At 58.7% G+C, this 25,500-nt stretch carries 26 protein-coding genes and 1 tRNA gene; 12 read left to right on the top strand and 15 right to left on the bottom strand.

Features of this window, described 5'->3' with window-relative positions:
- Window positions 1–224: 224 nt before the first annotated feature.
- From AB3Y40_RS07655 to AB3Y40_RS07645, 3 genes are read right to left on the bottom strand one after another with little or no spacing between them, the layout of a single operon-like run.
- On the bottom strand, window positions 225–1,586 hold the full coding sequence (locus tag AB3Y40_RS07655; RefSeq protein WP_369438202.1) for a cytochrome P450: 1,362 nt from the start codon (window positions 1,584–1,586) through the stop codon (window positions 225–227).
- The gene (locus AB3Y40_RS07650; protein WP_369438201.1) at window positions 1,583–2,893 is read right to left on the bottom strand and encodes a hypothetical protein; all 1,311 of its coding nucleotides are present in this window, start codon (window positions 2,891–2,893) and stop codon (window positions 1,583–1,585) included. The genes AB3Y40_RS07655 and AB3Y40_RS07650 overlap by 4 nt, the downstream gene beginning before the upstream one ends.
- 60 nt (window positions 2,894–2,953) lie before the next feature.
- The gene (locus AB3Y40_RS07645; RefSeq protein WP_369438200.1) at window positions 2,954–3,709 is read right to left on the bottom strand and encodes a cytochrome c biogenesis CcdA family protein; all 756 of its coding nucleotides are present in this window, start codon (window positions 3,707–3,709) and stop codon (window positions 2,954–2,956) included.
- Window positions 3,710–3,798: 89 nt separating this feature from the next.
- Between AB3Y40_RS07645 and AB3Y40_RS07640 the strand changes: the two genes are divergently transcribed.
- The gene (locus AB3Y40_RS07640; protein WP_369438199.1) at window positions 3,799–4,029 is read left to right on the top strand and encodes a sulfurtransferase TusA family protein; all 231 of its coding nucleotides are present in this window, start codon (window positions 3,799–3,801) and stop codon (window positions 4,027–4,029) included.
- A 39-nt stretch (window positions 4,030–4,068) separates the two neighbouring features.
- Here AB3Y40_RS07640 and AB3Y40_RS07635 read toward each other — a convergent pair whose 3' ends face one another.
- The 7 genes from AB3Y40_RS07635 to purC all read right to left on the bottom strand — a co-directional run bounded on the left by AB3Y40_RS07635 (window position 4,069) and on the right by purC (window position 12,611).
- Window positions 4,069–6,705: a ribonuclease E/G gene (locus AB3Y40_RS07635; protein WP_369438198.1), complete on the bottom strand. Its 2,637-nt coding sequence runs from the start codon at window positions 6,703–6,705 to the stop codon at window positions 4,069–4,071.
- A gap of 412 nt (window positions 6,706–7,117) precedes the next feature.
- Window positions 7,118–7,789, bottom strand: coding sequence for a transglycosylase domain-containing protein (locus AB3Y40_RS07630; protein WP_369438197.1), 672 nt, complete (start codon window positions 7,787–7,789; stop codon window positions 7,118–7,120).
- A gap of 3 nt (window positions 7,790–7,792) precedes the next feature.
- Window positions 7,793–9,127, bottom strand: a complete 1,335-nt coding sequence (locus AB3Y40_RS07625; RefSeq protein ID WP_369438196.1) for a sigma-54-dependent transcriptional regulator — start codon at window positions 9,125–9,127, stop codon at window positions 7,793–7,795.
- Window positions 9,128–9,139: 12 nt separating this feature from the next.
- Window positions 9,140–10,894 carry a sensor histidine kinase gene (locus AB3Y40_RS07620; protein ID WP_369438195.1) on the bottom strand — a complete coding sequence of 585 codons (1,755 nt, stop codon included), beginning with the start codon at window positions 10,892–10,894 and terminating at the stop codon, window positions 9,140–9,142.
- Between the two features lie 46 nt (window positions 10,895–10,940).
- A complete protein-coding gene (gene purQ, locus AB3Y40_RS07615) occupies window positions 10,941–11,606 on the bottom strand; it encodes a phosphoribosylformylglycinamidine synthase subunit PurQ (protein WP_369438194.1) in 666 nt (221 codons plus the stop codon).
- Window positions 11,603–11,833 carry a phosphoribosylformylglycinamidine synthase subunit PurS gene (gene purS, locus AB3Y40_RS07610; protein WP_369438193.1) on the bottom strand — a complete coding sequence of 77 codons (231 nt, stop codon included), beginning with the start codon at window positions 11,831–11,833 and terminating at the stop codon, window positions 11,603–11,605. Before purS ends, purQ begins: the two co-directional genes overlap by 4 nt.
- Window positions 11,834–11,846: 13 nt before the next feature.
- The gene (gene purC, locus AB3Y40_RS07605; RefSeq protein WP_369438192.1) at window positions 11,847–12,611 is read right to left on the bottom strand and encodes a phosphoribosylaminoimidazolesuccinocarboxamide synthase; all 765 of its coding nucleotides are present in this window, start codon (window positions 12,609–12,611) and stop codon (window positions 11,847–11,849) included.
- Window positions 12,612–12,745: 134 nt separating this feature from the next.
- Here purC and AB3Y40_RS07600 point away from each other — a divergent pair, with 134 nt between their 5' ends.
- The 3 genes from AB3Y40_RS07600 to bmt all read left to right on the top strand — a co-directional run bounded on the left by AB3Y40_RS07600 (window position 12,746) and on the right by bmt (window position 16,013).
- Window positions 12,746–13,060 carry a DUF1476 domain-containing protein gene (locus AB3Y40_RS07600; RefSeq protein WP_369438191.1) on the top strand — a complete coding sequence of 105 codons (315 nt, stop codon included), beginning with the start codon at window positions 12,746–12,748 and terminating at the stop codon, window positions 13,058–13,060.
- A gap of 182 nt (window positions 13,061–13,242) precedes the next feature.
- Window positions 13,243–15,015, top strand: coding sequence for a phosphatidylglycerol lysyltransferase domain-containing protein (locus AB3Y40_RS07595; RefSeq protein ID WP_369438190.1), 1,773 nt, complete (start codon window positions 13,243–13,245; stop codon window positions 15,013–15,015).
- A complete protein-coding gene (gene bmt / locus AB3Y40_RS07590) occupies window positions 14,991–16,013 on the top strand; it encodes a betaine--homocysteine S-methyltransferase (protein ID WP_369438189.1) in 1,023 nt (340 codons plus the stop codon). The genes AB3Y40_RS07595 and bmt overlap by 25 nt, the downstream gene beginning before the upstream one ends.
- Here the strand turns inward: bmt and AB3Y40_RS07585 are convergent.
- On the bottom strand, window positions 16,010–17,095 hold the full coding sequence (locus tag AB3Y40_RS07585) for a PA0069 family radical SAM protein (protein WP_369438188.1): 1,086 nt from the start codon (window positions 17,093–17,095) through the stop codon (window positions 16,010–16,012). The two genes, bmt and AB3Y40_RS07585, sit on opposite strands and share 4 nt — an antisense overlap.
- Window positions 17,096–17,241: 146 nt before the next feature.
- On the opposite strand from AB3Y40_RS07585, the gene AB3Y40_RS07580 reads away from it, so the two are divergent.
- From AB3Y40_RS07580 to AB3Y40_RS07570, 3 genes are all read left to right on the top strand, one after another.
- Window positions 17,242–17,943, top strand: a complete 702-nt coding sequence (locus tag AB3Y40_RS07580; protein WP_369438187.1) for a corrinoid protein — start codon at window positions 17,242–17,244, stop codon at window positions 17,941–17,943.
- A 62-nt stretch (window positions 17,944–18,005) separates the two neighbouring features.
- Window positions 18,006–18,164, top strand: coding sequence for a hypothetical protein (locus tag AB3Y40_RS07575; protein ID WP_369438186.1), 159 nt, complete (start codon window positions 18,006–18,008; stop codon window positions 18,162–18,164).
- Window positions 18,161–18,787, top strand: a complete 627-nt coding sequence (locus AB3Y40_RS07570) for a DUF1638 domain-containing protein (RefSeq protein WP_369438185.1) — start codon at window positions 18,161–18,163, stop codon at window positions 18,785–18,787. The genes AB3Y40_RS07575 and AB3Y40_RS07570 overlap by 4 nt, the downstream gene beginning before the upstream one ends.
- On the opposite strand, the gene AB3Y40_RS07565 is transcribed toward AB3Y40_RS07570, so the two are convergent.
- A complete protein-coding gene (locus AB3Y40_RS07565; protein ID WP_369438184.1) occupies window positions 18,784–19,191 on the bottom strand; it encodes a SufE family protein in 408 nt (135 codons plus the stop codon). The two genes, AB3Y40_RS07570 and AB3Y40_RS07565, sit on opposite strands and share 4 nt — an antisense overlap.
- Before the next feature lie 120 nt (window positions 19,192–19,311).
- On the opposite strand from AB3Y40_RS07565, the gene AB3Y40_RS07560 reads away from it, so the two are divergent.
- The gene (locus tag AB3Y40_RS07560) at window positions 19,312–19,800 is read left to right on the top strand and encodes a hypothetical protein (protein WP_369438183.1); all 489 of its coding nucleotides are present in this window, start codon (window positions 19,312–19,314) and stop codon (window positions 19,798–19,800) included.
- Here AB3Y40_RS07560 and rnd read toward each other — a convergent pair.
- The 3 genes from rnd to purM all read right to left on the bottom strand — a co-directional run bounded on the left by rnd (window position 19,797) and on the right by purM (window position 22,667).
- The gene (gene rnd / locus AB3Y40_RS07555) at window positions 19,797–20,954 is read right to left on the bottom strand and encodes a ribonuclease D (RefSeq protein WP_369438182.1); all 1,158 of its coding nucleotides are present in this window, start codon (window positions 20,952–20,954) and stop codon (window positions 19,797–19,799) included. The two genes, AB3Y40_RS07560 and rnd, sit on opposite strands and share 4 nt — an antisense overlap.
- A gap of 79 nt (window positions 20,955–21,033) precedes the next feature.
- The gene (gene purN / locus AB3Y40_RS07550) at window positions 21,034–21,627 is read right to left on the bottom strand and encodes a phosphoribosylglycinamide formyltransferase (RefSeq protein ID WP_369438181.1); all 594 of its coding nucleotides are present in this window, start codon (window positions 21,625–21,627) and stop codon (window positions 21,034–21,036) included.
- Window positions 21,624–22,667: a phosphoribosylformylglycinamidine cyclo-ligase gene (gene purM / locus AB3Y40_RS07545; protein ID WP_369438180.1), complete on the bottom strand. Its 1,044-nt coding sequence runs from the start codon at window positions 22,665–22,667 to the stop codon at window positions 21,624–21,626. The genes purN and purM overlap by 4 nt, the downstream gene beginning before the upstream one ends.
- 160 nt (window positions 22,668–22,827) lie before the next feature.
- Here purM and AB3Y40_RS07540 point away from each other — a divergent pair, with 160 nt between their 5' ends.
- From AB3Y40_RS07540 to AB3Y40_RS07525, 4 genes are all read left to right on the top strand, one after another.
- A complete protein-coding gene (locus AB3Y40_RS07540; protein ID WP_369438179.1) occupies window positions 22,828–23,019 on the top strand; it encodes a hypothetical protein in 192 nt (63 codons plus the stop codon).
- Between the two features lie 85 nt (window positions 23,020–23,104).
- Window positions 23,105–23,181, top strand: a tRNA-Ile gene (locus tag AB3Y40_RS07535).
- Window positions 23,182–23,359: 178 nt separating this feature from the next.
- The gene (locus tag AB3Y40_RS07530; RefSeq protein ID WP_369438178.1) at window positions 23,360–24,112 is read left to right on the top strand and encodes a hypothetical protein; all 753 of its coding nucleotides are present in this window, start codon (window positions 23,360–23,362) and stop codon (window positions 24,110–24,112) included.
- Between the two features lie 121 nt (window positions 24,113–24,233).
- Window positions 24,234–25,442, top strand: a complete 1,209-nt coding sequence (locus tag AB3Y40_RS07525) for an NADP-dependent isocitrate dehydrogenase (RefSeq protein ID WP_369438177.1) — start codon at window positions 24,234–24,236, stop codon at window positions 25,440–25,442.
- The last annotated feature ends 58 nt before the right edge of the window (window positions 25,443–25,500 follow it).

Raw genomic sequence — 25,500 nt, 5'->3', positions numbered from 1 at the left:
TTCCCACATTGCTGATGCCCCCACGCCGAAATGATTAACATATTTCGGCATGCGGCCGCCTAAAACTTGCCGTATTTCCGACAAAACTAATGCGGCGTGGCGCTAACTCATTGAGTCATATACATTTCAATAAGGCGGCCTCGTTTCCGATGGTTGCGCCCCCTGTTTCGAGATCAAACAGCAATATCGAGCGGAATGAGGGATCGTTTCGGGATTGGAACCGATCAAACCTCGCGCGGGGCGAATCGCAACCACATACCGTCTGCTGTGCGGACCGTCAGATGGGCCACGGGGCGTGGGGTGTGATCTGGTACAGCCTCAAACCGATAAGCGCGGATCAAATGTGCCAGAAGGACCACCCCTTCGATCATTGCAAAGCCCGCACCGGTGCACACCCGCGGACCGGTTGAGAACGGAATGTAGGCGTCACGCTGACAGGTTTTGCCATTCTCTGTGCCCCAGCGCGCCGGATCAAAGCCATCAGGATTGTCCCACATCCGGTTTTGGCGGTGCAGATGCCACGGTGAGATCACAACCTGTGCGCCGGGTTTGACGGGCCGGTCACGAAATGTCTCTTGACGGGTTGATTGACGCACCATCATCGGCACCGGCGGATAAAGCCGCAAAGCCTCGCGAAAGACGTCACGTGTGACGCGCAACTTGGACACACTGGAAAAGTCGTCGGTCAGCAGCTCCGCCTCTGCGGCGACCTTGTCCTGCCATTCAGGATGGGTTGCGAGCAGATAGAGCGCCCAGGACAAGGCTGCGGCAGAGGTTTCGTGCCCGGCCAGAAAGAAAATTGCGACCTGATCGACCATTTCGTCGACGCTGAAAGTCTGGCCAGTGACCGGGTCGCGGGTCGTCATGATCTTGGTTGCCAGATCATCAGGGCCATGACCGCGATTGATTTCTTCCAGTCGGTTACTGGTGAGTTTGGTGATCAACCGGCGGATTGTCTTTGCCGTCGCTTTGGTTTCGGACCGAAAGAACCGCGGCATCCAACGCGGTCCCGACACAAAGGCTGCAAGGTTCAGGATCGGTTGGCTGCGCTGATAAGCCTTGAACGCATCAAAGACCTGCGTTGCAATCCGGTCTTCGATCGGGATCGAGAACAGCGTGCGAAAGATCACGTCGGCAGCGGCATGGCTCGTCTCGGGTTCGATATCGAAGGGGGTCATGTCCGCCATCGGGGCCATGCGCACTGTGGCCGCCTGCCCTGCGGCGTAGATCGCGGGAAAGGTGTCGCGCAGGCGCCCACCTTCAAACGCCGGGTCGATGATACGGCGCTGCCGCTTCCAGACCGCACCATTGGTCAGAAAAACTGAATTGCCCAGCAAGGGCCGCAGGCCCGCGCCGATCCGGTCCGATTTCGGAAAATCGTCAGGGCGTACCTGCAGCACCCGCTTTATCAGCGCGGGATCGTTGATCATGTAGCTGCGAAAGAACGGTGTGCGAAATTCGGCCATCCACGCGCGATATAGGCGCGCAGGCTGGGCCGACAGGATATCGGCGCGAAAGAGCCGCAGATACCGCCAGAGCGAGACCTTGTCAGGGCGCGCCGCTGGTTTGGGCGGCAGCTGCGTCATGGGTGCAAGGACGTGTATTTTGACGCTGGCACGTCGATCCGGGACTTTGACGAATGCCGCTCGCGATAGCGGTCTGCGAGTGTCAAAGGACCTGCGGTGATTTTGAAATAGTCGTAGTCCTTAGGGCGATCGAAGGCGCAGAGATACTGAAAATGTAGCCGGAAGAACCGCCAACGCAGTTCTTTCCAAGTCTCGGGGGATAATGTTTGTGTAAAGGCCGCAGAGAGGATCAGCGGCCAATGCTGTCCCGGTGGCGCGACACCGGTCACGGCCACGGGGTCACAAAGCGCAAAAGAACAGCCGTCGCCTGGGGCTGTCACATCGACCCATGCCACCTGTTCCTGCACCGCCATAAAGGCAAGGTCGTTGCGCAAGCGGTAGGCGTTCGGCAGGAAGCTGACCATCGGGACCACCTGCCCCAGAGACAGAAACGAAAGCGTTGGGCCATCGGTCGGAACGCGCCCGGCACGCAGAAGATCAGCGATGATCGACACCGCCAGATGTGCGCCGGAAGAGTGACCGACCACCAGAACCTCGTCCAGATTGTCGTCAAGTGCGGCGGCGATTTGGTCGCCAAAGACGGCCATGCGCTGCTCCAACGGTTTGGGATTCACGCCATTGTAGCGGGCCGAATAGGCGTAGTCGTGCATCAGGTAGTATGCGTAAAGCTTGTTATCCTTGGACTTGAACCAGCGCAGCAGCCAGACGACCCCGAAGATCCAGACGAACCACGACACAAAGCCCAAAACCAGCCCAACGACCCACGCCACATTCAGGATGCCGTCAGGCCCAAGACCAACAAGACCCGCCAATTGCACAAATGGCAGGGCAATGAGCGGAGTCAGCATCTCGATGATCTTTGCCGGAATCCACGCAACGAAGACCGCCAACGCCAGTTGCAGCAGCAACATGCCAACGGGATAGAGCGCCGCGATCACCGGACCTTTGCGCATCCACATCAAGCGCCGGAGGGTGCCGCTGGCAATGTAGGTCCACGCGGTACGGACCAATTGCAGATAGGTGGCCGGGATCGAGTTGGACATGCTGTCGCGAACGATGTCGGACCACACCAGCACATCAACCTCTGCCAGGGTCGCCCCACCGTCAATTTTTGAGGCGACTTTCCACCCATAGGTTTCGACCCCGGGACGCGGTGCGATGCCGATCTCATAGCCCGCGATCTGGGCCTGCTTTGCACTTTCGGTGCGATAAAGCTCGCGGTACCGGCGCGGATGAATCGGGTCGTAGCCGGGGATGTAGAACACCCTGCGGCGACGCACCGGTTTGGGGGGCATTTCGTCTGACATGCTCGTGCCTGATTGCGGTTTTGCCGCAGCCTAGCGCAGGATTGGGACGAAAATAAGCCTTTATCCCAATGCGGCGAGCGCCGGGAACCTTTCCAGCAGCCACCAGCTGAAGGCAGTGAACTGACCGGTCAACATCATCAGGCCCACGGTCCACAACAGCAGGCCGGAGGTGCGTTCGATCCGGTCCATATGGCGTTTCATCCACGCCATCGTCCCTTTGAGGCGCGGAAAGAAGGCGGCGACCAGTAGGAACGGGATGCCTAGCCCTAGCGCATAGACCGCCAGCAAAGTGGTGCCGCGCCAGACGTCTGCCTCTGACGCCGCAAGACCAAGGATTGCGCCAAGGATCGGACCGAGACAGGGTGTCCAGCCAAAGGCAAACGCAAGCCCGAGGACATAGGCCCCAAGGGCAGAGCCGCCCCGGTCGCCTGCGTCCATCCGCGCCTCTCTGTCAAGAAATGGGATGCGGAAGACGCCGACGAAATGCGCGCCAAAGATCATCACGATAACGCCGGCGATAACGACGAACCAATCCTGAAACGATAGAAACATCCGGCCCATTGCTGAAAAGGCAAAGCCAAGCAGCAGGAAGACGGTGGAAAGTCCAAGCACAAAAAAGGCAGCAGCCAGCAAGACACGGCGGCGATTTGCGCCGGTTTGTTCCATCTCGGAGACAGACACACCGCCCATAAACGCCAGATAAGGCGGCACGATGGGCAGTACACAAGGTGACAGGAACGACAACAGACCTGCAAAAAGCGCGATGAGCATCGCAGGCAGCAGGGTCGCGTCGAGAATCTGGGCGGCTTCCAACATAGAACTGACCTATCCTGTCCGTTGCCCTGCGTCACCCATGCGTCACGCAGTTGTTTACAAGCTGAAACATCAGGCCTAATCGGAGCGTTATGGACTTTGACGCTGATCTTGATGCCACCGGGCTGCTGTGCCCCCTGCCCGTTCTGAAGGCTCGCAAGAGGCTGGAACCGCTTCGCGCCGGGCAAGTGCTGCGCATGCGTGCCGATGATCCTGCGGCGGTTGTGGATGTGCCGCATTTCTGCACCGAGGCCGGTCATGCGCTAATCGATCAACGCGATGATGCAGATGCGCAAGTTTATTTGATCCGCAAGGGTGGCTAGGAAAAAGGGCCGCGCGATCACCGCGCGGCCCAGATTTTTCTAGCGGCCCAGTGACCACCAGCCCTTGCGTTTGGGCTTGGCAGGCTCTTCAGCGCTTGGCGCTTCTTCCTCTGGCGCAGGAGCTGGAGCCGGAGCCGGAGTGTCAGCCACAACTTCCATCGCCTTGGTTTCGGGCGCGGCTTCTGCTTCGGCCGCCACAGGCTCTGCCTTTTTGCGGGCCCGCGGTTTGCGCTTGGGCTTTGGCTTTTCCTCGGCTGCGGGTTCCTCTGCTACCGGTGCCGCATCTTCGGATGCTGCGGCCTCGTCGGCCACAGGTTCCGCCTTTTTGCGACGCGTGCGCTTTGGCTTTGGCTTTTCCTCAGCAGCCGGTTCTTCAACAACCGGCGCGTCTGGCGCGACGGCGGCTGTTTCTTCTGCTGCAGGCTCATCCGCCTTCTTGCGACGAACCCGCTTGCGCTTGGGTTTTTCTTCAGGGGCCGACTCTGCGCTGGCCTCTACGTTTGTGCTGCTGTCTGTCGCAGTCTCTGCGTCAGCCTCAGCAACCTCGGCCTGCGTGGCGTCGGCCGATTGTGCATCAGATTGTTGGTTTTCGCCCTGCGCGTCACTGCCGCCACCGCGCCGCCGCCGACGACGACGCCGGCGCTTTTTCGGCCGGTCTTCGCCGTCACCTTCACCCTGTGCGCTGGGCACTTCATCTTCGTCCGGGGTTTCGGCAACGACATCATCGTCGTCGTCCATGACAACCACCGATGTCACCACTGGCGTGGCATCGGGGACAACACGCGTTGCAGTCTTGAACTTTTCAATAGCAAAGTCTGGCGACACCATCGTCGGATCACATTCGATGCGCACGGACATACCATAACGCGCCTCGATCTCGGCGATATGTTCGCGTTTGCCGTTCATCAGGAAATTGGCAATCGACACAGGCGCTTTGATCAGCACCTCTTTGGACCGGCCCCGCACGCCCTCTTCTTCGAGTTGGCGCAGGATGTTCAGCGCGACGTTGTCGTCAGAGCGCAAGAGACCCGTGCCGTGGCAGTGGCTGCACATCTGTGTCGTGGCTTCCAACATGCCAGGACGCAGGCGCTGACGCGACATCTCCATCAGGCCAAAGCCCGAGATGCGACCCACCTGAATGCGAGCGCGGTCCGTTTTGAGCTTGTCTTTGAACCGCTTTTCAACCGCCGTATTGTTCCGGCGCTCATCCATGTCGATGTAATCGATCACGATCAGACCGGCGAGGTCGCGCAGACGTAACTGGCGCGCCACTTCGTCCGCGGCTTCAAGGTTGGTTTTCAGTGCTGTCTGTTCAATCGAGCCTTCCTTGGTGGCCCGGCCAGAGTTCACGTCGATGGCCACTAGCGCTTCGGTCACGCCGATGACGATGTAACCGCCAGAGGGCAGTTGCACAGTCGGATTGAACATGCCGGCCAGGTAGCCTTCGACCTGATAGCGGGCATAAAGCGGAAGTTGTTCGGCGTAGTGTTTCACGTTCTTTGCATGGGACGGCATGATCATTTTCATGAAGTCCTTGGCCTCGCGGTAGCCCACGTCGCCAGCCACGATCACCTCGTCGATCTCTTTGGAATAGAGATCACGGATCGAACGTTTGATCAGGTTGCCCTCTTCGTAGATCCGCGCGGGCGCTGTGGATTTCAGCGTCAACTCGCGGATTTGTTCCCACATCCGTTGCAGGTATTCATAGTCGCGCTTGATTTCCGATTTCGTGCGCTGGGACCCAGCAGTGCGGATGATCAGCCCTGCCCCTTCGGGCACAGACATGCCACCGGCAATTTCTTTGAGTTTCTTACGGTCCGCGGCATTCGTGATCTTGCGTGAGATGCCACCACCACGTGCGGTATTGGGCATCAGCACGCAGTAGCGACCGGCCAGCGACAGATAGGTGGTCAAGGCGGCACCCTTATTGCCGCGCTCTTCCTTGACGACCTGCACCAGCAGAATCTGGCGAACCTTGATGACTTCTTGAATTTTGTAGCGCTTGGGGCGCGGCTTACGGACAGGGCGCACCTCGTCAGTGTCGTCTTCCTTGGCGACACTTTCGATGGTTTCGTCCTTGGCAGTCGCATCGGGCGCCGTGTCATCGTCGTCCGCATCATCGCCGTCGTCGGTGTCTTCCTCGCCGGCGGCCGGGGTTTCAACGGGCGTTTCGCCCACCAATTCCATCGGGCTGGAACCTTCTTCGCTGATGTCGAGGTCGATGGTTTCCATCCCCTCGATATCGCCAGAGGTCACATCCTCTTCGGTCTCGACCTCTTGCGTCGCGATTGCATCATCGCTTTTGGCCTCTGCGGCCTTGGACCGGCTGCGGCGACGACGCTTGGGTTTGGGCTTTTCATCCTCGTCTTCGGCCTTGAGGCTTTCGGCATAGGCCTTTTCCTCGGCGATCAGCGCCTCGCGGTCAGCGACCGGGATCTGATAGTAGTCGGGGTGAATTTCCGAGAACGCAAGGAACCCGTGGCGGTTGCCACCGTAGTCCACAAAAGCCGCCTGCAACGAGGGTTCAACCCGCGTGACTTTGGCCAGATAGATGTTTCCAGCAAGCTGACGCTTGAACTGGCTTTCGAAGTCAAATTCCTCGACTTTGTTCCCGTCTACCACAACAACGCGGGTTTCTTCCGCGTGTGTTGCATCGATTAGCATTTTCTTTGGCATTGTATCCATTCGCACGCGCAAGCGGCCTGCACCCTGGGGGTGCGGCGGTCCGTCTGGCATGTCTGATTTGGGCGATCACGGCGCGGGCAGCGACCCGGCCCCTTGGGGCGTGGTGCGTGCTGCCTGTATGTTGCGCGCTTTGCATCGCGTTTCTTCTCCGACCGCGTGTAGTGCGGCCCATTCATGGCCCGGTCCTGCACAAAAACACGTGCGACCAGAGCGTTCTTCTGGCCCTATGGGGCCAAATCAGCTGCCAATGTCGGGTGTCCGGCCATGTGGCAGAGAATCTCACCGAATGTCACCGTGCAACGTCGCACGGGCATCCGTAATTCCTACATAAGTCACAGCGCTGTCATAAAACAAGGTGTGATCGCATCAATCCGGGAATTGTCTGACCAAAAACAGGTCCGCATCAGCTTTCAGCCCCAGCACAACCTTCCAGCCAGACGTCGCTGTTACCCAAGGGTTCACAAGCACCTTCCAGCAGGCGCTTGATCCGTGCAATGCGCGTTTGAAGGACTGCATCCGCCTCTCCCAATGCAAGATCGCGGGGGGCAATCATCACGGCGACAAGAGCAATAAAGTCATCTTCGGGAATTGCATCTGGTGTCGCGTCAAAATGTGCAAGGCTGGCGGGAAAGAGCCCGGTAATCCAATCGCCGTCAGGACCACGGCCCATTGAGACGCTGTCCAGAAACAGCGCCAGGATCTGCGGTTTGGTCAATCCGCGTTCGAGCCCAATGGCATAAGTTGTCTGCCGCAGCTTGCGATATCCCGGGATGAATTCGTCAAACCCCTGCCTCTTGGCCAGCGACTGGGTGATGGTTGTGATCCCGCCGCCCGGTGTGGTCAGATCAAACCCGACGTGGGTGAAAAACGCCGGATCCTCAACCGCCAGCAGCATGGCCTGCCTGCCGGGACCAAGCGCCCCGCCACCCTGCCCGGCTGCAATCAGCGCGTCGGCCTGCGGCGCCAGTTCCACACTGGCGCGCAAACCGTCGCGATAGCCGATCCAGCCATAGATGCCACAGCCCAACAGGGCCACCAGCACAAGCAAAGTGAAAAAACGCAGGAGTCTTCGCATCAATCAGTTCAAATAGTCGGACCGGGTCAGGCCGTATTTGGCCATCTTTTCATTCAATGTCCGGCGCGGCAGGCACAATTCCTCCATAACCGCGACGATGCTGCCCTTATGGCGGCGCATGGTGTTGTCGATCAACATCCGTTCGAACGCCTCGACAAATTCCTTGAGCGGTTTGCCTTCGGTGGTCATCGCAGGGCGCGTGTCTTCGGTGTCGGCCATCAGAAGCGAAGCGATCGAACCGGTTCCGCGCCGGTTTTGCAGCACGGCCCGTTCGGCCACGTTGATCAATTGACGGACATTGCCGGGCCAAGGGGCCTGCAACAATTGTGCCGCCTCTTGCGCGCTGACCTCTGGCGCGTCGCAGCCATATTCATCGGCGAACTGTTCCGACAAGCGGGTAAACAACGACAGGATGTCCTCGCCCCGTTGACGCAAGGGTGGCACCACAATTTTGAGCGCAGCTAGTCGGTAGAACAGGTCAGGACGCAGCACGCTTTCGCAGGTTTTATCCTGTTCCTGCAGGTTGCAGATTGCCACGATCCGGGTCTCTGCCGGATTGCCCTGTTCGTTGATCGCGGTCAGCAGGCGGGCCTGTAACGCATGGCTGAGTGCCTCGATATCTTCCAGCACCAATGTTCCGCCGCGCGCTTCTTCCATTGCGGGTATCGGCTCGTCCTCTTGTGCGGGACCGAACAAGCGGCGCGACAGCGCCTCTTCCTCGTAAGCCGAGCACGAGATCAATGTGAATTTCTTGGACGCACGGGCGCCAACGGCATGCAGGGCATGGGCAACAAGCGTCTTGCCGGTACCTGTTTCGCCTTCAATCAACACATGCCCATCGGCCTGGCCCAGATCAAGGATGTCTTCCTTGAGCCGCTCCATTGGTGGCGATTGTCCAATCAGCTTTTTCATCAGCGCGGTGCCGTCTGACAGCTCTTTCCGCAAGGCACGGTTATCGAGCGTCAAGCGGCGCGCAGATGTGGCGCGCTTGGCAAGTTCCGTCATCCGGTCGGGGTTGAACGGCTTTTCAAGAAAATCGAATGCGCCAATACGCATTGCCTCGACTGCCATGGGCACATCACCGTGCCCGGTGATCATGATCACAGGAAGCGCGCTGTCCACGCCCTTGATCTTTTTAAGAAATTGCATCCCATCCATGCCAGGCATCTTGATGTCCGAGACGATAATGCCGGGGAAATCATTGCCCACACCACGCAGCGCATCTTCGGCGCTGGCATAGGTTTCAGTGTCAAAACCAGACAGGGCCAGCCATTGGCTGATCGACTGGCGCATATCCTTTTCGTCATCGACGATGGCGATCTTCATGGCCTTGCTCATGTGTTCGCTCCTTTATTCTGCCGCCGCGACATCTTCGCGGAAGATCGGCAACCTGACCTCAAACACCGCCCCACCGTTTGCGCCATTGCGCGCGGTCAGTCGGCCGCCCAAATCGTTCACAATGCCGGACGAGATGGCAAGCCCAAGGCCCACACCATCGCCCGGCTGTTTGGTGGTGTAAAATGGCTCGAACAGGTTATCGAGGTCTTCGATCCCCCTGCCATTGTCCCGCACCGTCAACGTCATTTCATCCCCCGCCGCAAGGATCACATCGATCCGCGGGTCCTTGACTGATTTGGTGGCATCAAGGGCATTGCGCAAGAGGTTAATGATCACCTGTTCGAGACGCAGCCGATCACCGAAAATCATCGGCGCATCAGATGGCAACGTGCGGCTGATATCGACGTGCCGGGTCTTGAGTTGCGGTTCCATCATGGCAAGCGCGGCACTGACAGCAGCCCTTGTATCAACGGGTTCGAAGGCATCTGCACCTTTGCGCGCATAGGATTTAAGCTGACGCGTGATCGCGCCCATCCGTTCGATCAAATCGTCGATCCGCTGGAACGACGACAGCGCCTCGTCCGGGCGGCGGCGTTGCAGCAACAAGCGCGCTCCGGCAAGGTAAGTCTTCATCGCTGCCAGCGGTTGGTTCAACTCGTGACTGACCGCCGCTGACATCTCACCCAATGCTGCAAGTTTTGAGGTCTGGGCAACGGTCTGTTCGGCAACCTGGAGGTTCTTTTCGGCCTTCTGACGTTCGGCGACTTCCCGCTGTAAGGCCACGTTCAATGCGCGCAACTCTGCCGATTCACGTTGAAAAAACACCAGTCGCGAGGCCGTTTTTCGCGAGGCCGCCCAAAACAGGCCCGCCAAGAGAATTGCGAATCCCATCACCTCGATCGCGAGAACCGAATTGACCCGCTCGCGGACCGACGAATAAGCGGTATAGCTGACCATACGCCAGCCTTGGAACGGCACGCGCGCTTCCCGGCGAAACACCGCCTCGCCCGCCAGATAAGCGTCAGCGGGCAACGCCGCCCAGTCTGTGGTCGCACGAAGCGCCCGTTCAATGGCTGACGGAGCTGATGCGCGTTCGAGAGCCGCAGCCTCTTGCAAGCCGCGCCAACGCGGTTCTGTTGCCAGAATGATCGTGCCTTCGCTGTCCGTCACAAAAACCGCATCTGTCACCCCGGCCCAGCCCCGTTCCAGCTTGCGCAAATCCACCTCGACCGCGATGACGCCCAAGGTTTCTGACCGGTTGCTCATCTTGCGCGAATAGATCGAAACAAAACCACCGTCTTCGAGATTGTTGTTGGTGAACACCGTGTCATTGCTACGCAAAGCGTCCAGAAAATAGGGTTGCGAGCGGTGGGTTTCGCCCAACCTGTTGCGGTCGGTGGCCGCCACCACGCGCCCATCCTTGTCAAACAGCACCAGCGAGGCCGCGCCAATTTCATCGACAAAAGACAACAGACGCGCGGTCGAAAGCGAATAGTCAGAACTATCCAGCGCACGGATCAATTCGGGGTCACGCGCCAGCAGTTGCGGCACAATGGAATTACGCTGCAGCTCGCTCATCAAATTGGCGACGTAGAGCGTCAGCCTCAGCTCTGCGCGATTGCGGGTGTTTTCAGTGAAACGTTCGGTCAAAAGCTGGTTGGTGACCGAGATCACAAGCACGCCAAAAGCGACAAGTATCAAGACACCGACGCGCAAGCGCCAGCCGCCACGCCGCCACCCTGTTTTAGAAGACGTTTCCCCAGTCATGCCGTCAAACTACGCGGCGCCAAGCGACCCGGCAAGCAAGCGCTGATCAGGCTTGCACGAATTGGCCGACCAATCCGCGGAAAAGCGCCTGTCCGTCGGTGCCACCGTGACCTGCGTCAACCGCCCGTTCTGGGTGCGGCATCATGCCAAGTACACGTCGGTTTACCGACAAGATGCCTGCGATGTCTTGCGCGGACCCGTTGGGATTGTCGCCGTAACGAAAGGCGATGCGATCCTCGCCGGCCAGCGTCGCAAGCGTTTCGGCATCCGCAGTGTAGTTGCCATCGTGATGGGCAATCGGGAAATGTACGGTGTCGCCAGCGTTGTAGCCTTCGGTGAAGGCGCTTTGCGATGTTTCGACCGTCAGCGGTGAGGTCTTGCATACGAATTTCAGGGCCGCGTTGCGCATCAATGCACCGGGGAGCAATCCGGTTTCAGTCAGGACTTGGAAGCCATTGCAGACGCCAAGCGCATATCCGCCGCGTTCTACGTGGGAAATCAAGGCTTTACAGATCGGACTTTGTGCCGCAATCGCGCCGCAGCGCAAGTAATCACCAAATGAAAACCCACCGGGCACAGCGACCAGATCCACATTCGGCAGGTCACTGTCCTTGTGCCAAACCATCGTGACATCCGCGCCTGCAGCCTTTAGTGCCACGGCCATGTCCCGGTCGCAGTTTGAGCCGGGAAAGACGATGACGGCCGCCTTCACAGCAGTTCCACCCGGTAGCTTTCGATCACCGTATTGGCGAGCAGTTTGTCGCACATTGCGTTGATCGTCGCCTCATCGGTACCGTCTGCCAAATCCAGTTCAACTACTTTGCCCTGACGCACACCATTGACACCGTCAAAACCCAGGCTTCCCAAGGCGTGACGGATCGCTTCGCCCTGTGGGTCAAGGACGCCATTCTTGAGCATGACGTGAACTTTGGCTTTCATCTGTCTGATATCCCTAATTAATCAGCGTAGGCTTTGTTGGCGCGTGGGTTACATTGCTGGGCAGAACGCCCAAGCGGCGCGCGACCTCAGTATAGGCATCCGAGAGCGAGCCGAGGTCTTTGCGGAACACGTCCTTGTCCAGTTTCTGGCCAGTTTCGATGTCCCAAAGACGGCAGCTGTCGGGGCTGATCTCATCGGCAACGATCAACCGCTGAAAGTCGTTATCCCAGACCCGACCCACTTCAATTTTGAAATCGATCAGCTTGATGCCAACGCCGTGCATCACGCCCGACATAAAGTCGTTCACCCGCAAGGCGATGCTGACGATATCGTCCAGGTCTTGCTGGCTCGCCCATCCAAAGGCGATAATATACTCCTCTGGCACCAAAGGATCACCCAAGGCGTCGTCTTTGTAGGAAAATTCCACGATGGGACGTGGCAGCGGCGCGCCCTCTTCCATGCCCATCCGTTTCGCCATGGAGCCTGCAGCGACATTGCGCACGATCACTTCGAGCGGAATAATCTCAACCTGGCGGATCAACTGCTCTCGCATGTTTAGACGTTTGATGAAGTGGGTTGGAATCCCAATCGAGGCGAGACCATTCATGAAGAATTCGGACAAACGGTTGTTCAACACGCCCTTGCCCTCGATCACGGCTTTCTTTTCGGCGTTATAGGCTGTCGCATCGTCCTTGAAATATTGCACGAACGTGCCCGGCTCGGGACCTTCGTAGAGGATTTTCGCTTTGCCTTCGTAGATCAGTTTGCGGCGTGCCATGTGGTGCCTCGCGTCTGGGGCCGCCCAGGCTGGGCCGCCATTTGCCAGCCTCTTACGCCAAGCCCCTCTTGCGGGCAAGCGGTTGCGGGGGCATATCAGGTACAACAGCGTAATTCTTGAAAAGGGAAGCCCCGATGAGCAGCATGAAAGATCGCGAGAACGCATTTGAGAACAAGTTCGCCCATGATGCAGAGATGCAATTCAAGGCTGAAGCGCGCCGCAACAAGCTTTTGGGTCTGTGGGCCGCTGATTTGATGGGTAAATCCGACGATGATGCCGCAGAATACGCCAAAGAGGTGATCAAGGCTGACTTTGAAGAGGCCGGCGATGAAGACGTCTATCGCAAGGTGAGTGGCGATCTGGGCGACAAGGCAGATGAAGCGACGATCCGTGCCAAGATGAAAGAGCTGATGGCAGAAGCCAAGGCGCAGTTGATCGACGAAGTCTGATCATTTTTCACTAAATTCCACACATTGAGACGGGCCAGCCGCGGTTATCCGCGTGCTGGCCCTTTGCTTCTTAAGACTTGGTTCAGACCCGCACCCTAGCCCTGAGAGGATCAGCGTGAAGGGATGTTATGCAGTTTTCAGGTTTTGGTTCGCCCCGCAGGCGCCCGGTTGGGCCTGCATCTGTGCTCCTATCGCTGATCGTCGTTGCGCTGTGTTTGCCCGCAGCCTGGGACACGCTTGAAACACTGGACGTCACGCAACTCCAACGCAGCTTCGCAGCGCTTGCGCCGTGGCAATGGCTGACGGCCATGGTTGTGACCGGCGTAAGTTTTGCAGCTCTGGGCCGATATGACGCGATTTGGCACCGGATCATGGACACCAGCGTTTCAGAACAGCGCGCGCGGCGTGTGGGCATGGCCGCAATCGCGGTAAGCCAGTCACTGGGCCTGACTGCAGTGACCGCAGGCATTTCCCGCTGGCGTGGTTTACCAGACTTGTCGCCATTTCAGATCGCCAAGCTGAGCGGGGCTGTAGGCCTTTCATTCCTGACCGGCTGGGCCATTTGCGGCGGCATGGCTGCCGTTTGGCTTGGCCTGATCCCCGGCGCTGTAGCGTTTTGTGCCTTGGTGGTCGGGTGCGCCGGCGCATTCTTCTGCACAGCACTGTGGATTCGCCTGCCGCTGCGGTTTCGTACCGCCTTGCCAGCGCTGCTGGGTTGGGTCGCACTTGACCTTAGCTGCGCGGGAGTGGCGCTATGGTTGCTTCTGCCTGCTGACACCGATTTGCCATTGCTGACCGTTATCGCCGCTTATGTGCTGGCCTTGGGCGCTGGATTGTTGGGAAATTCGCCTGGCGGTGTAGGCCCTTTTGAGGTTGTCTTGCTGGCGCTCTTGCCAGCGTTGCCCGCGCCAGAGCTTTTGGCGGGCTTACTGGCATTCCGGGTCGTTTATTACCTGATCCCTTTTGCAGTTGGCGCGATTTACCTGATGCGACCTGTCCGACCCAGCACGCCGATCCCCCTGGCAGGCCCCGCTGACTGGGGCCTCGCGCGGCAATCCGGCGCTGTAGAGCGTGTCGGAAAGGGTTGGGGGCATATCGTGCGTCCTTTGGGGGTACCTGTGCTGTTGGGCGACCCTTTGGGGTCAGGTCCGCAACTTCCGCTCGTTCCCATCTACAAAGCGTCGGGACGTTCAGCCCGACGCGCGCGGCGCGCGGGTTGGGTTGTTGCGCGGATCGCGGACGACGCGCAGGTCGCGTTGCATGACTGGTCGTTGGATGGCCCACGCAAAAAGCGGCTCCGTCAGGCGCTGCGCCGCGCCGCAGCGCGTGGGATCAGCATTGAGGCCGCCAAAGACGACTTGCCAATCCGGGACTTGCGCGTTGTCGCGATGGCCTGGGCGCGCACCCATGGCGGTGAGCTTGGGTTAACAGTCGGACGGTACTGCCCTGGTGAACTGGCGCAGCAACGAGTGTTCTTGATCCGTCATGACGGAGAAATCGCCGGTTTTGTGACCTTTCAAGTCGCCGACACGGACTGGGCATTGGATTTGATCCGCTATCGCGCGGGCCTGCCGGATGGTGCAGTTCAGAGCGCCATTGTGGCGGGCCTTGACGCTGCCAAGGCTGCGGGTGCAATGCGATGCGGATTGGGCGCGGTGCCTGCCCAAACGGGGCCATTGGCGCGCTGGGGTGTGAACCGGACCGGGCTGCGACACTTCAAGTCCCTTTTCGATCCGATCTGGCGACCGCGCTATTTCATGGCCCCCGGGCGCATCGGCTTTGTGCTGAGTGCTGCTGCGCTATTCTGGGGCATTCAGCGTCCGGTGCCGCGTTTGATGAACAAGCTTCATCATCTTGTTGCGTCCTTTGGCGTTGCAACGGTGCGCTTGACGCGCCACACACGCGCGACATCAAGGAATCGAGAACCCCCATGCCCGCAAGTGACAACGCGCTAAGCCGCCTTCTGCAAGACCGAGAATGGCTCTTGGCCGACGGCGCAACCGGCACCAACCTGTTCAACATGGGGCTGTCATCGGGTGACGCGCCAGAGATGTGGAACATTGAGGAACCCGCCAAGATCACCGCGCTTTACAAAGGCGCGGTTGATGCGGGCAGCGATCTGTTTCTGACCAACTCGTTTGGTGCCAATGCCTCTCGCCTCAAACTACATGATGCCGCCGATCGGGTGCTGGAGCTGAACAAGGTCGCTGCTGAGATCGGCCGCGAAGTTGCCGATGCATCGGGCCGAACAGTTGTGGTTGCAGGCTCTGTAGGTCCAACCGGAGAGATCATGGCCCCCATGGGTAGCCTGACCCACGAGATTGCGGTCGAGATGTTCCACGAGCAGGCCGAAGGGCTGAAGGCCGGTGGCGCGGATGTGTTATGGGTCGAGACGATTTCCGCATTTGAAGAATACGCCGCCGCTGCCGAAGCCTTTGAAAAGGCAGGTATGCCGTGGTGTGGCACGATGAGTTTTGACACAGCTGGCCGCACCATGATGGGGGTCACCTCCAAAGATATGGTACGTCAAGTGGACAAGCTGGATTATGCGCCGCTGGGCTTTGGTGCTAATTGTGGTACCGGCGCATCGGACCTGTTGCGCACAGTCTTGGGCATGGCAGATGCCGGTGCACGCCAGCCGCTGATTTCGAAAGGCAACGCAGGCATACCAAAGTATCACGACGGCCATATCCATTATGATGGCACACCTGAACTAATGGCGGATTACGCGCAGCTTGCGCGGGATTGCGGTGCAACGATCATTGGCGGATGCTGCGGCACAACACCAGAGCATCTGCGGTACATGCGTGAGGCACTTGAAACGCGCCCCAAGGGTGATCGTCCAGCGCTGGACGCGATTGTCGCGGCTCTCGGCGATTTCAGCTCTGAATCGGACGGTACAGATGGGGCCGGGCCAAAGCGGGCCGCGCGGCGCGGACGGCGGCGCGGCTAAAACAGCGCCAGCTGATCCCCCGCTTGTGGCGGCGGTGCAAAGAGATCGGTCCGCAGATCAGGCAAGGATTGATCCAGCCCCAGTTTGGTACAGCAGATCTTGAAACGCTTGCGCATCAAGGCCGCCCATTCCCCCTGCCCGATCATGCGAGTGCCAAAAGCCGGGTCGTAATCCTTGCCACCATGCAACTCGCGTACCCGGGCCATGATCCGCGCGGCGCGGTCCGGATAAGCCAACGCCACCCATTCGCGAAACAGCGTCGACACCTCGTACGGTAAGCGCAGCACGATGGATGACGCGGCCACGGCCCCCGCCTCTTTCCCTGCGACCAAGATCGCCTCAAGCTCGTGATCGGTCAGTGCCGGCACGACCGGAGAGACCATCAGGCGCACAGGGATCCCCGCCTCTGACAGCCGCCGGATCGTGCGCAGGCGGGCCGCGGGCAGCGGCACACGGGGTTCCATTGCGCGGGATGTTGCCGGGTTAAGGGTTGTCACCGAGATCCCGACCCGCAATAGACCGCGCACGGCCATCGGGGCCAGAATATCAATATCGCGCTCGATCAATGTGCCTTTGGTGACAATGGCCGTGGGATGGTTGAAAGCCGACAAGACTTGCATCACCTCCCGCATGATCTCATGCTTCTTTTCAATCGGTTGATAAGGGTCCGTGTTGGTCCCAATCGCGATGGTACGCGGTTCATAGCTGCGCGCCCGGAGTTCCTTTTCCAGTTGTGCAGCAGCATTGGGCCGCGCAATCAACCGCGTTTCAAAGTCAAGGCCCGGCGATAGACCGAGATAGGCATGACTGGGACGTGCAAAGCAGTAGATGCACCCATGCTCGCAGCCCCGATAGGGGTTTATCGAGCGGTCAAACGACAAATCGGGCGAGGTATTCCGGCTGATCACCTTGCGCGCCTGTTCCAAGCTCACGTCGGTGCGAGCGACAGGAATGTCGTCATCCTGAGGCAACCAGCCGTCATCCACAGCCTCGCTATGGAGCCGGTCAAACCGATTGTCGGGATTTGATTGCGCGGCCCTGCCCGGCGTGCGGTAGCGTGGGCGCAAAGGAAACTCTGACATCCACCACGGATAGAACACAACATGAACATTTGCAAGCACAGGTCGGTGCAAGCTGCACGAATGTCGTAATTTGTCGCGTGACCTCTGCGACAAAATAGCATTAAATTGCCAAGTAGGATCAGCGCCTTGCGCCTTGGAGGACAAACATGTCGGACGAAGACGAAATCATCCTGTCGGAACTGAATGACGAAGACCTCGTCGCGCAGATGTTCGACGACCTCTACGACGGCATGAAAGAGGAAATTGAGGAAGGCGTGAATATCTTGCTGGAACGCAAGTGGGAACCCTACCGAATTCTGACCGAGGCGCTGGTGGGCGGCATGACAATCGTCGGGCAAGATTTCCGCGACGGCATCTTGTTCGTGCCAGAGGTGTTGCTGGCGGCGAATGCCATGAAGGGCGGCATGGCCATTCTCAAGCCGCTTTTGGCGGAAACCGGCGCACCGCGTGTCGGCAAGATGGTGATCGGGACGGTCAAAGGCGACATCCACGACATTGGCAAGAACCTTGTATCAATGATGATGGAAGGTGCCGGTTTTGAGGTCGTCGACCTGGGGATCAACAACGCCGTTGAAAGCTATCTTGAAGCGTTGGAGACCGAAGGGCCTGATATCCTTGGCATGTCTGCCCTGCTGACAACGACCATGCCCTATATGAAAGTCGTGATCGACACGATGGTCGAGAAGGGTTTGCGCGACGACTATATCGTGCTGGTCGGTGGCGCACCGCTGAATGAAGAGTTTGGCAAGGCCATTGGCGCTGACGCTTATTGCCGCGATGCTGCGGTGGCGGTTGAAACCGCCAAAACCTTTGTCGCACGCAAACACAATCAGGGTGCAACCGCCTGAGTGCCGATCCGGGCTGGTTTGATCCCGCCCGGGTCCCTATCTTGATCGCGAAAGGAGGGACCATGTCCCAAAACCGCTTTTTTGCGATCATATTTGGCGTCATTCTGGCCGCAGGGCTGACGATCTGGGCGCTGACTGCTTTGGGTGTACCACCCGTCTATATCTTGATTGGCGCGATGGTGGGATCGGTTGTTGTCCGGTTCTGGTCGCGCCGGTCATGACCGACCTTGATGCGCGCCTGACAGCCACCGGGTTGGAACCCAAGGGCGACAAGCCGATCCTTTTGCTGGCCTGTGGGGCGCTGGCCCATGAAATCCTTGCCCTGCGCAGCATGAATGGCTGGACCCATCTGGACCTGCAATGTCTGCCTGCAATCTATCACAACCACCCCGAAAAGATCGTGCCCGGTATCCGTGCGGCTGTTGCGGCACACCGCGATGACTATGACCAGATTTTTGTCGTCTATGCCGACTGTGGCACCGGCGGGCAGTTGCAAGCGGCCTGCGCCGAACTTGGGGTCAGCATGATCGCCGGTCCGCACTGTTACAGCTTTTTTGAAGGCAACGCCGCCTTTGAAGCGCGAGATGAGATGACGGCCTTTTATCTGACCGACTTTCTTGTGCGCCAGTTTGACGCCTTTGTCTGGCGGCCGCTTGGGCTTGATCGGCATCCCGACCTGCGGGACATGTATTTCGGCAATTATGAACGCCTTGTTTACCAGGCGCAGACCGAGAACCCCGAGTTGACCGCAAAAGCAGAAGAGATTGCTGACCGCATGGGGCTAACATTCGAACGGCGGTTCACCGGATATGGGGATTTGGCCGAAGCGCTGCGCGTGCTTTAGGCTTTTGCCGCGGTTTCGCGGATCCGTTCGACCATCGCTCGCAAACCGTTTGAGCGTTGTGCTGACAGATGATCGTTCAACCCAAGGCGGGCCAATTCTGCGGACGCATCTATTGCGGCGACCTCTGCCAGTGGCACATCGTTGTAAAGCGCGCGCAAGACGGCAATCAAGCCGCGCACGATCATGGCATCACTGTCACCTTGGAACCGGAACGTTGCATTGTCGGTCTTGGGCACAAGCCACACTTGACTTGCGCAGCCGTCAACCTTGGTGGCCGGAACTTTGAAGGCATCGTCTAATGGGTCCATTGCCTTGCCCAAGTCTATCACATGGCGATAGCGGTCTTCCCAGTCATCGAGAAACTCAAAGTCGTCGACGATCTCTTCAAAGGCGGCGGTGGCCATGACCTAAACTCCTGCAGCTTGTGACCGATCTAGGACGCATTGCATCAAACGTCCAGCCCGGTGCTTTTCAAGCGTCTCTAAACCCGCTAGCTATTTGACCAGACGAGAAAAAGGTGACCCATGCGCCCTGCCCTGCCCCTTGCTTTGATCGCCGTAGTGACGGCCACCGGATGCGCCCGCGTGGCAGAATCCCGTTTGAACCCGTTGAACTGGTTCGGCAGCTCAACCGCTGTTGCCAATGTGGACGCCGCTGGCAATCTGCGCCCGCTTGTCACCGCAGAGATGGTGAGACGCGAGGTTGATGGCCGTGTGTTGATCGACTCCGTTGAAACACTGGAAATCTCACGCAATGCGGGCGGTGCGATTGTGCGGGCAACGGGTGTCGCCGCGACGCAAGGCAGCTTTAACGCGCAGCTTGTTCCCGTGGCATTCGAGGGCGGCACATTGACCCTTGCCTTTCGGGTCGAGCAGCCGCAGGGCTTTCAGCCGCAAGGTGAGACCAATACGCGTCGGGTAACGGTCGCGCGGGTGCTGGATGCGACGATGCTGGCCGGTGTGCGCAGTATTCGGGTGCAGGCTGCGCGAAATGCGCGGATCAGCAGCCGCTAGCGATCGACACAAATCACTTTTGAGCCCTTCACGGCCAAAGCGACTTCGCCGTCGCATAGGCGGAGTGCGTCTTTGCCAAATACCTCTGCCCGCCAGCCCTTGAGTGCAGGGATGTCACGCTTGCCAGCAGCCAGTTGATCAAGATCCTGAGCGTTTGCAATCAGCTTTTGCGCGACCCCTTCCTGATCGGCCTTGGCCTTAAGCAGTACGCGCAGCATATCGGCAATTGCGGGGTTCACTTGCAGCTTTTCGCGGCTGTTGTCGGCCTTCGGCAACTGATCATTTGGCACAGCCATACCGGTTTGAATTGCCGCCAGTATACCGGCGGCGATGTCCCCGCGCCGCGCCTCGCGCAGCAAAAGGCGCGACCGGCTCAGGTCTTTCTCGTTCTGCGGCTTGGTCGAGGCAAGCTCAACCAATGCATCGTCCTTGAACACCCGGTTGCGTGGTATATTGCGTTCTTGCGCGTAGGTTTCGCGAAACCGCGCCAGTTCCCGCACGATCGCCAGAAACTTGCCAGAACTGGTGCGCGTCTTGACCCGCTCCCAAGCGGTCGCAGGATCAGCGGCATATGTCTCTGGCGCGTTCAGCACGGCCATTTCTTCGGTGACCCATTTCTTGCGGCCCGATTTTTCAAGCCGCTCAGACAGGTATTCATAAATATCGCGCAGATGCGTGACGTCGGCCAGCGCATAGGTCTTTTGCGCGTCCGTCAGCGGGCGGCGGGACCAGTCGGTGAAACGGCTGGACTTGTCCAAGCCAGCCTGCGCGATCTTACGGACCAGAGTTTCATAGCCCACCTGATCACCAAAGCCACAGACCATCGCGGCCACTTGTGTGTCAAACAAAGGTGCCGGGATCAGCCCGGCGTCGACAAAGAAAATCTCAAGATCCTGGCGAGCCGCGTGGAAAACCTTGACCACGCCCGCATCGCGAAAAAGATCGTAAAGTGGTTCGAGCGACAGCTCATCAGCTAGCGGATCAACCAGAACGGCATCGGCGCCTGCGTCATCCTGATAGGCAAGCTGCACCAAACACAGTTTCGAATAATAGGTGCGTTCCCGTAAAAACTCTGTATCGACAGTGACATAGGGGCGTTTGGCCGCCTCGGCGCAAAAGGCGGCAAGGGCATCGGTCGTGGTAATGGTCTGCATCGTGGCCTGTCATTCTTTGTGGCGCGTCACGCGCGCCTGACAATTCATAGGCGATTGCAGAGAAGTTGGGAAGGCTGCCCTAAGCGTCAGGCATGACAGGGGTGCGGTCTCCATTTGCAAAGCGACGCAGGACCGCAGGATAAAGTGCATGTTCCAACGGCAAGACGCGTTGGGCCAGCGTGTCAGGGGTGTCATCGGGCGCGACAGTCAACCGCGCCTGTCCAAGGATCGGGCCGTCATCGAGGTCTGCCGTCACCTCATGCACGGTGCAACCATGATCCACATCCCCGGCATCCAGCGCCCTGGCATGGGTGTTCAGCCCTTTATGCTTTGGCAGAAGTGAGGGGTGGATGTTGAGTATCTTGCCTTGCCAATGCGTAGTGAACCCTGGTGTGAAGATGCGCATGAAACCCGCAAGGCAGATGATGTCGGGTGCCGCTTCTTTCAGCCGCGCACTCAACGCTGCGTCAAAGGCATCACGATCGGGGAAATCCTTGTGGCTGATCGCGCTTGTGGGGATACCCAGATCAGCGGCCTTTTGCAGCCCGCCCGCGTCTGCCTTGTTCGACAGCACAAGTACAGGCCGCGCGGGGTGGTCACCCATCATGGATTGTACCAGCGCCACCATGTTCGACCCGCCACCCGAAATCAGGATCGCGACCCTTTTGGTCATGCGAGCCGACCCGCATAGCGCACGCCGGCACCGGTCGTCACATGGCCCAAGGTGTGTACTGTTTCGCCCGCGGTTTGCAGCAGGTCGGTCAGGGCAGCGGCCCGGTCCGGGGCCACGACCAGCACCATGCCAATACCGGCATTAAACGTCTTGAGCATCTCAGCCTCGGCCATACCGCCTTGATCGGCGAGCCAGCGGAACACAGGCGGCAAGGTCCAACTGGAAAGATCGACGTCAGCACCAAGACCATCCGGCAGGACACGCGGCAGGTTCTCGGTCAGACCACCGCCCGTAATATGCGCCAAACCATGCACTCCGCCCGCGCGCACTGCAGCCAGCGCCTGTTTGACGTACAGGCGCGTCGGTGCCAGAAGGGCCGCGCCCAACGTACCCTCAGTGAATGGCGCATCGTCTCCCCAACCAAGGCCCGACAGATCCACGATCCGACGGACCAGCGAATAGCCGTTAGAGTGTACGCCGTCCGAGGCGAGCCCCAACAAGACGTCACCTTCCACAACATCGCGCGGCAAATCAGCGCCGCGTTCCATCGCACCCACAGCGAAACCGGCAAGGTCAAAGTCGCCGTCATGATACATGCCGGGCATCTCTGCCGTCTCGCCACCGATCAGCGCGCAACCCGAGGCTTCGCAGCCGGCCGCAATGCCGTTGATGATGCGCGTGGCGTCGTCGATATTCAGTTTGCCGGTCGCGAAATAATCCAGGAAAAACAGCGGCTCAGCGCCCTGGCACACCAGGTCGTTGACGCACATGGCGACCAGATCAATGCCGATCGTGTCGACGTTGCCGGTATCAATTGCGATGCGCAACTTGGTCCCAACGCCATCGGTTGCCGCAACCAGCACCGGGTCTTCGTAGCCTGCGCCCTTGAGGTCAAAAAGCGCGCCAAAGCCGCCCAATCCCGCCATGACACCCGGTCGCGCCGTCCGCTTGGCCGCCGGTTTGATCCGCTCTACAAGCGTGTTGCCTGCGTCAATATCGACGCCCGCCTCTGCGTAGGTCAGCCCGTTCTTGATGGTCATATCGCCCCCTTGCCAGCTTTGAGCGTCGCCTTACCGCAAGCAGCCCCCACTGACCAGAGCCTGTCGCCTGCAACATTGCCTCACCGCTTTGTCAGGGCGTCGTGATTGACAGAATGTCGCAGTCCGGTCCCTTCTGCCATGATCCAATAGGAGGGATAGAATGACACGGAAACTGATTTTGACCGCCTGCGTGATTGCCGGTCTTGCCGCCTGCGAAGAACACGGCGGCATGATGAAAGATGACGCCATGATGAAAGATGGCGACGCAGCCATGATGAAGGACGGCGATGCCATGATGTCCGATGGTGCTGCGATGATGAAAGACGGCGACGCGATGATGTCGGACGGCTGACACTTTGACAATGTGCGAGCGATCCTTGGTCGCTCGCAACACCACTTGAAAGCAGACCCCGTTCTGATAGCAAGGGCCAGATCGGGGGCCTGTAGCTCAATTGGTTAGAGCAGAGCGCTCATAACGCTTTGGTTGCGGGTTCAAGTCCTGCCGGGCCTACCATCTTCGATTCTGAGGGGAAAACTGGCGATTTTTCCCATGAAATTAAGGCCATTAAGACAAAATTAACATTATTCGGTCCCATTTTTGACGTCTCTGCGGGCGACAAAATGGCATGTTTCGCAAGGGCCTTCTTTGTTTAGGATTCCTGACTGCCGCGCAGACCGCGCAGGCAAACCCCTTGTCTATTGATGATATCACCACTGTTGATGACCTTGGCTATTCTTGCATCGATGCGAAATATCTGGATGCGGAATACGACAATCCAGCGCTTGCTTTCACCCTTGCAGGCAAGGTTCGGATGCCCAGAACGTGCCTGCCAGAACCTTGCGCTCGCGCCTTGACCCAATCCGAATTATCCAACCTGACCGGGACAGAGATGGTCCTGCCCCGGTTCCAAAAGGAGTGGGACGACTATTATGCCCGCTATGCAGAGGTGTGCCGCAAGGAAACCGTACCTTTTGGTCGTCAGCAGTACAGCGCGCCGCCTTGGCCAATGACCCCAGAGGTGTTTTGGACACCGCTGCTGACGCCACCTATCGTGACGGACGATCTCATCACCAATCTGGCACCGCCCTTTGGCTATAATGCACCCCCTTTCCGCCGTCCTGGCCGAACTTGGACGCCCATCGTGCGGACTCCCGCGATCATCATTGCCAACCCGCCTATTGGACCAGCGTCAGATACAGGGTCCAATACCTGTACCGCGATTCCAGATGGCACGTCCTTTTGGGTGATCGAATCTGATCCGACCGGAAGAACCTGCCGGGCCGGGGGCGGGACGGCTGCGGGCAGTTCATCCAGCGGGTCAGGTACAACACCGACCACGCCACCCACACCCGCACCCGTGCCGGTGCCACCCGCCATGGGAATGCTTGGCAGTGTGATAGCAGCACTGGCCCTAATGGGGCGCCGTCGCCGCGCGCGCATCTAAACCGATCTGCCCCGATTAGGCCGATCCCAAGATTTTTCGGCATACAACTGTATACCATCTTTTCCCCGCCCGCTTTATCCGCTATGGCACGGCCAAACCATTCCAGCCGCAGAGGGACATCATGTCGAAAATCAAGGTAGAGAACCCCATCGTCGAACTCGACGGTGACGAAATGACCCGGATCATCTGGGACTTCATCAAGAAAAAGCTGATCCTTCCTTATCTCGACGTGGACCTGCTGTATTACGATCTGGGGATCGAAGCGCGCGACGAGACAAACGACCAGATCACCATTGATGCCGCCGAGAAGATCAAGGAAATCGGCGTTGGCGTAAAATGTGCGACCATCACACCCGATGAAGCCCGGGTTGAGGAATTCGGCCTCAAGAAGATGTGGCGCAGCCCCAATGGCACAATCCGCAATATCCTTGGTGGTGTGGTCTTCCGTGCCCCGATTATCTGCCAGAACGTGCCGCGCCTTGTGCCGGGCTGGACGCAACCAATCGTCATCGGCCGTCATGCCTATGGCGACCAGTACCGCGCCACCGACATGAAATTCCCCGGACCGGGCAAACTGTCTATGAAATTTGTCGGCGAAGACGGCACCGTGATGGAAGAAGAAGTCTTCGACGCACCATCATCCGGCGTCTACATGGGCATGTATAACCTTGATAAGTCGATCGAGGATTTCGCCCGCGCCTCGCTCAACTACGGTTTGAACCTTGGCTGGCCGGTTTATCTGTCGACCAAGAACACGATCCTCAAGCAATATGACGGTCAGTTCATGCTGATCTTTGAACGAATCTATCAGGAAGAGTTCAAGGACAAGTTCGAAGCCAAAGGTATCAGCTATGAACACCGTCTGATTGACGACATGGTGGCCGCAGCGATGAAATGGTCGGGTGGTTTTGTCTGGGCCTGTAAGAACTACGACGGTGATGTGCAGTCGGATACTGTCGCACAGGGCTTTGGCTCGCTTGGTCTGATGACCAGCCAACTGATGACCCCCGATGGCAAGATTGTTGAGGCCGAAGCCGCCCATGGTACCGTGACCCGACATTACCGCCAGCACCAGAAAGGCAATGCGACGTCCACCAACTCGATCGCGTCGATCTTTGCCTGGACCGGTGGTCTGAAGCATCGCGCCAAGCTGGACGACAACGCGCAGCTGGCAAGCTTCGCCAACACGCTGGAAAAGGTAATTGTCGATACTGTCGAAAGCGGCCACATGACCAAGGATCTGGCCCTGCTGGTCGGTCCCGATCAGAAGTGGCTGACCACCGAAGGCTTCCTTGAGAAGATTGACGAAAATCTGAACGCCGCGATGTAAGATCGCGCATAGATCAAAGTGATGAATACTTGGGCCGTCCCTGCCGGGGCGGCCCATT

The organism is Yoonia sp. R2331, assembly GCF_041103235.1.
Classification (GTDB): domain Bacteria; phylum Pseudomonadota; class Alphaproteobacteria; order Rhodobacterales; family Rhodobacteraceae; genus CANMYO01.
This window is presented reverse-complemented; position numbering and strand designations above follow the sequence as displayed.

Bases quoted from the DNA above. Each gene is read 5' to 3' on its own strand.
- AB3Y40_RS07575 (WP_369438186.1), top strand. From the start codon at position 18,006: ATGTCCCAAAACCGCTTTTTTGCGATCATATTTGGCGTCATTCTGGCC.
- AB3Y40_RS07525 (WP_369438177.1), top strand. From the start codon at position 24,234: ATGTCGAAAATCAAGGTAGAGAACCCCATCGTCGAACTCGACGGTGAC.
- AB3Y40_RS07560 (WP_369438183.1), top strand. From the start codon at position 19,312: ATGCGCCCTGCCCTGCCCCTTGCTTTGATCGCCGTAGTGACGGCCACC.
- purN (WP_369438181.1), bottom strand. From the start codon at position 21,627: ATGACCAAAAGGGTCGCGATCCTGATTTCGGGTGGCGGGTCGAACATG.
- AB3Y40_RS07620 (WP_369438195.1), bottom strand. From the start codon at position 10,894: ATGACTGGGGAAACGTCTTCTAAAACAGGGTGGCGGCGTGGCGGCTGG.
- bmt (WP_369438189.1), top strand. From the start codon at position 14,991: ATGCCCGCAAGTGACAACGCGCTAAGCCGCCTTCTGCAAGACCGAGAA.
- AB3Y40_RS07585 (WP_369438188.1), bottom strand. From the start codon at position 17,095: ATGTCAGAGTTTCCTTTGCGCCCACGCTACCGCACGCCGGGCAGGGCC.
- AB3Y40_RS07570 (WP_369438185.1), top strand. From the start codon at position 18,161: ATGACCGACCTTGATGCGCGCCTGACAGCCACCGGGTTGGAACCCAAG.
- AB3Y40_RS07630 (WP_369438197.1), bottom strand. From the start codon at position 7,789: ATGCGAAGACTCCTGCGTTTTTTCACTTTGCTTGTGCTGGTGGCCCTG.
- rnd (WP_369438182.1), bottom strand. From the start codon at position 20,954: ATGCAGACCATTACCACGACCGATGCCCTTGCCGCCTTTTGCGCCGAG.
- AB3Y40_RS07655 (WP_369438202.1), bottom strand. From the start codon at position 1,586: ATGACGCAGCTGCCGCCCAAACCAGCGGCGCGCCCTGACAAGGTCTCG.
- AB3Y40_RS07650 (WP_369438201.1), bottom strand. From the start codon at position 2,893: ATGTCAGACGAAATGCCCCCCAAACCGGTGCGTCGCCGCAGGGTGTTC.
- purS (WP_369438193.1), bottom strand. From the start codon at position 11,833: ATGAAAGCCAAAGTTCACGTCATGCTCAAGAATGGCGTCCTTGACCCA.
- AB3Y40_RS07600 (WP_369438191.1), top strand. From the start codon at position 12,746: ATGAGCAGCATGAAAGATCGCGAGAACGCATTTGAGAACAAGTTCGCC.
- AB3Y40_RS07640 (WP_369438199.1), top strand. From the start codon at position 3,799: ATGGACTTTGACGCTGATCTTGATGCCACCGGGCTGCTGTGCCCCCTG.
- purM (WP_369438180.1), bottom strand. From the start codon at position 22,667: ATGACCATCAAGAACGGGCTGACCTACGCAGAGGCGGGCGTCGATATT.
- AB3Y40_RS07565 (WP_369438184.1), bottom strand. From the start codon at position 19,191: ATGGCCACCGCCGCCTTTGAAGAGATCGTCGACGACTTTGAGTTTCTC.
- AB3Y40_RS07635 (WP_369438198.1), bottom strand. From the start codon at position 6,705: ATGCCAAAGAAAATGCTAATCGATGCAACACACGCGGAAGAAACCCGC.
- AB3Y40_RS07645 (WP_369438200.1), bottom strand. From the start codon at position 3,709: ATGTTGGAAGCCGCCCAGATTCTCGACGCGACCCTGCTGCCTGCGATG.
- AB3Y40_RS07540 (WP_369438179.1), top strand. From the start codon at position 22,828: ATGACACGGAAACTGATTTTGACCGCCTGCGTGATTGCCGGTCTTGCC.
- AB3Y40_RS07580 (WP_369438187.1), top strand. From the start codon at position 17,242: ATGTCGGACGAAGACGAAATCATCCTGTCGGAACTGAATGACGAAGAC.
- purC (WP_369438192.1), bottom strand. From the start codon at position 12,611: ATGGCACGCCGCAAACTGATCTACGAAGGCAAAGCGAAAATCCTCTAC.
- AB3Y40_RS07625 (WP_369438196.1), bottom strand. From the start codon at position 9,127: ATGAGCAAGGCCATGAAGATCGCCATCGTCGATGACGAAAAGGATATG.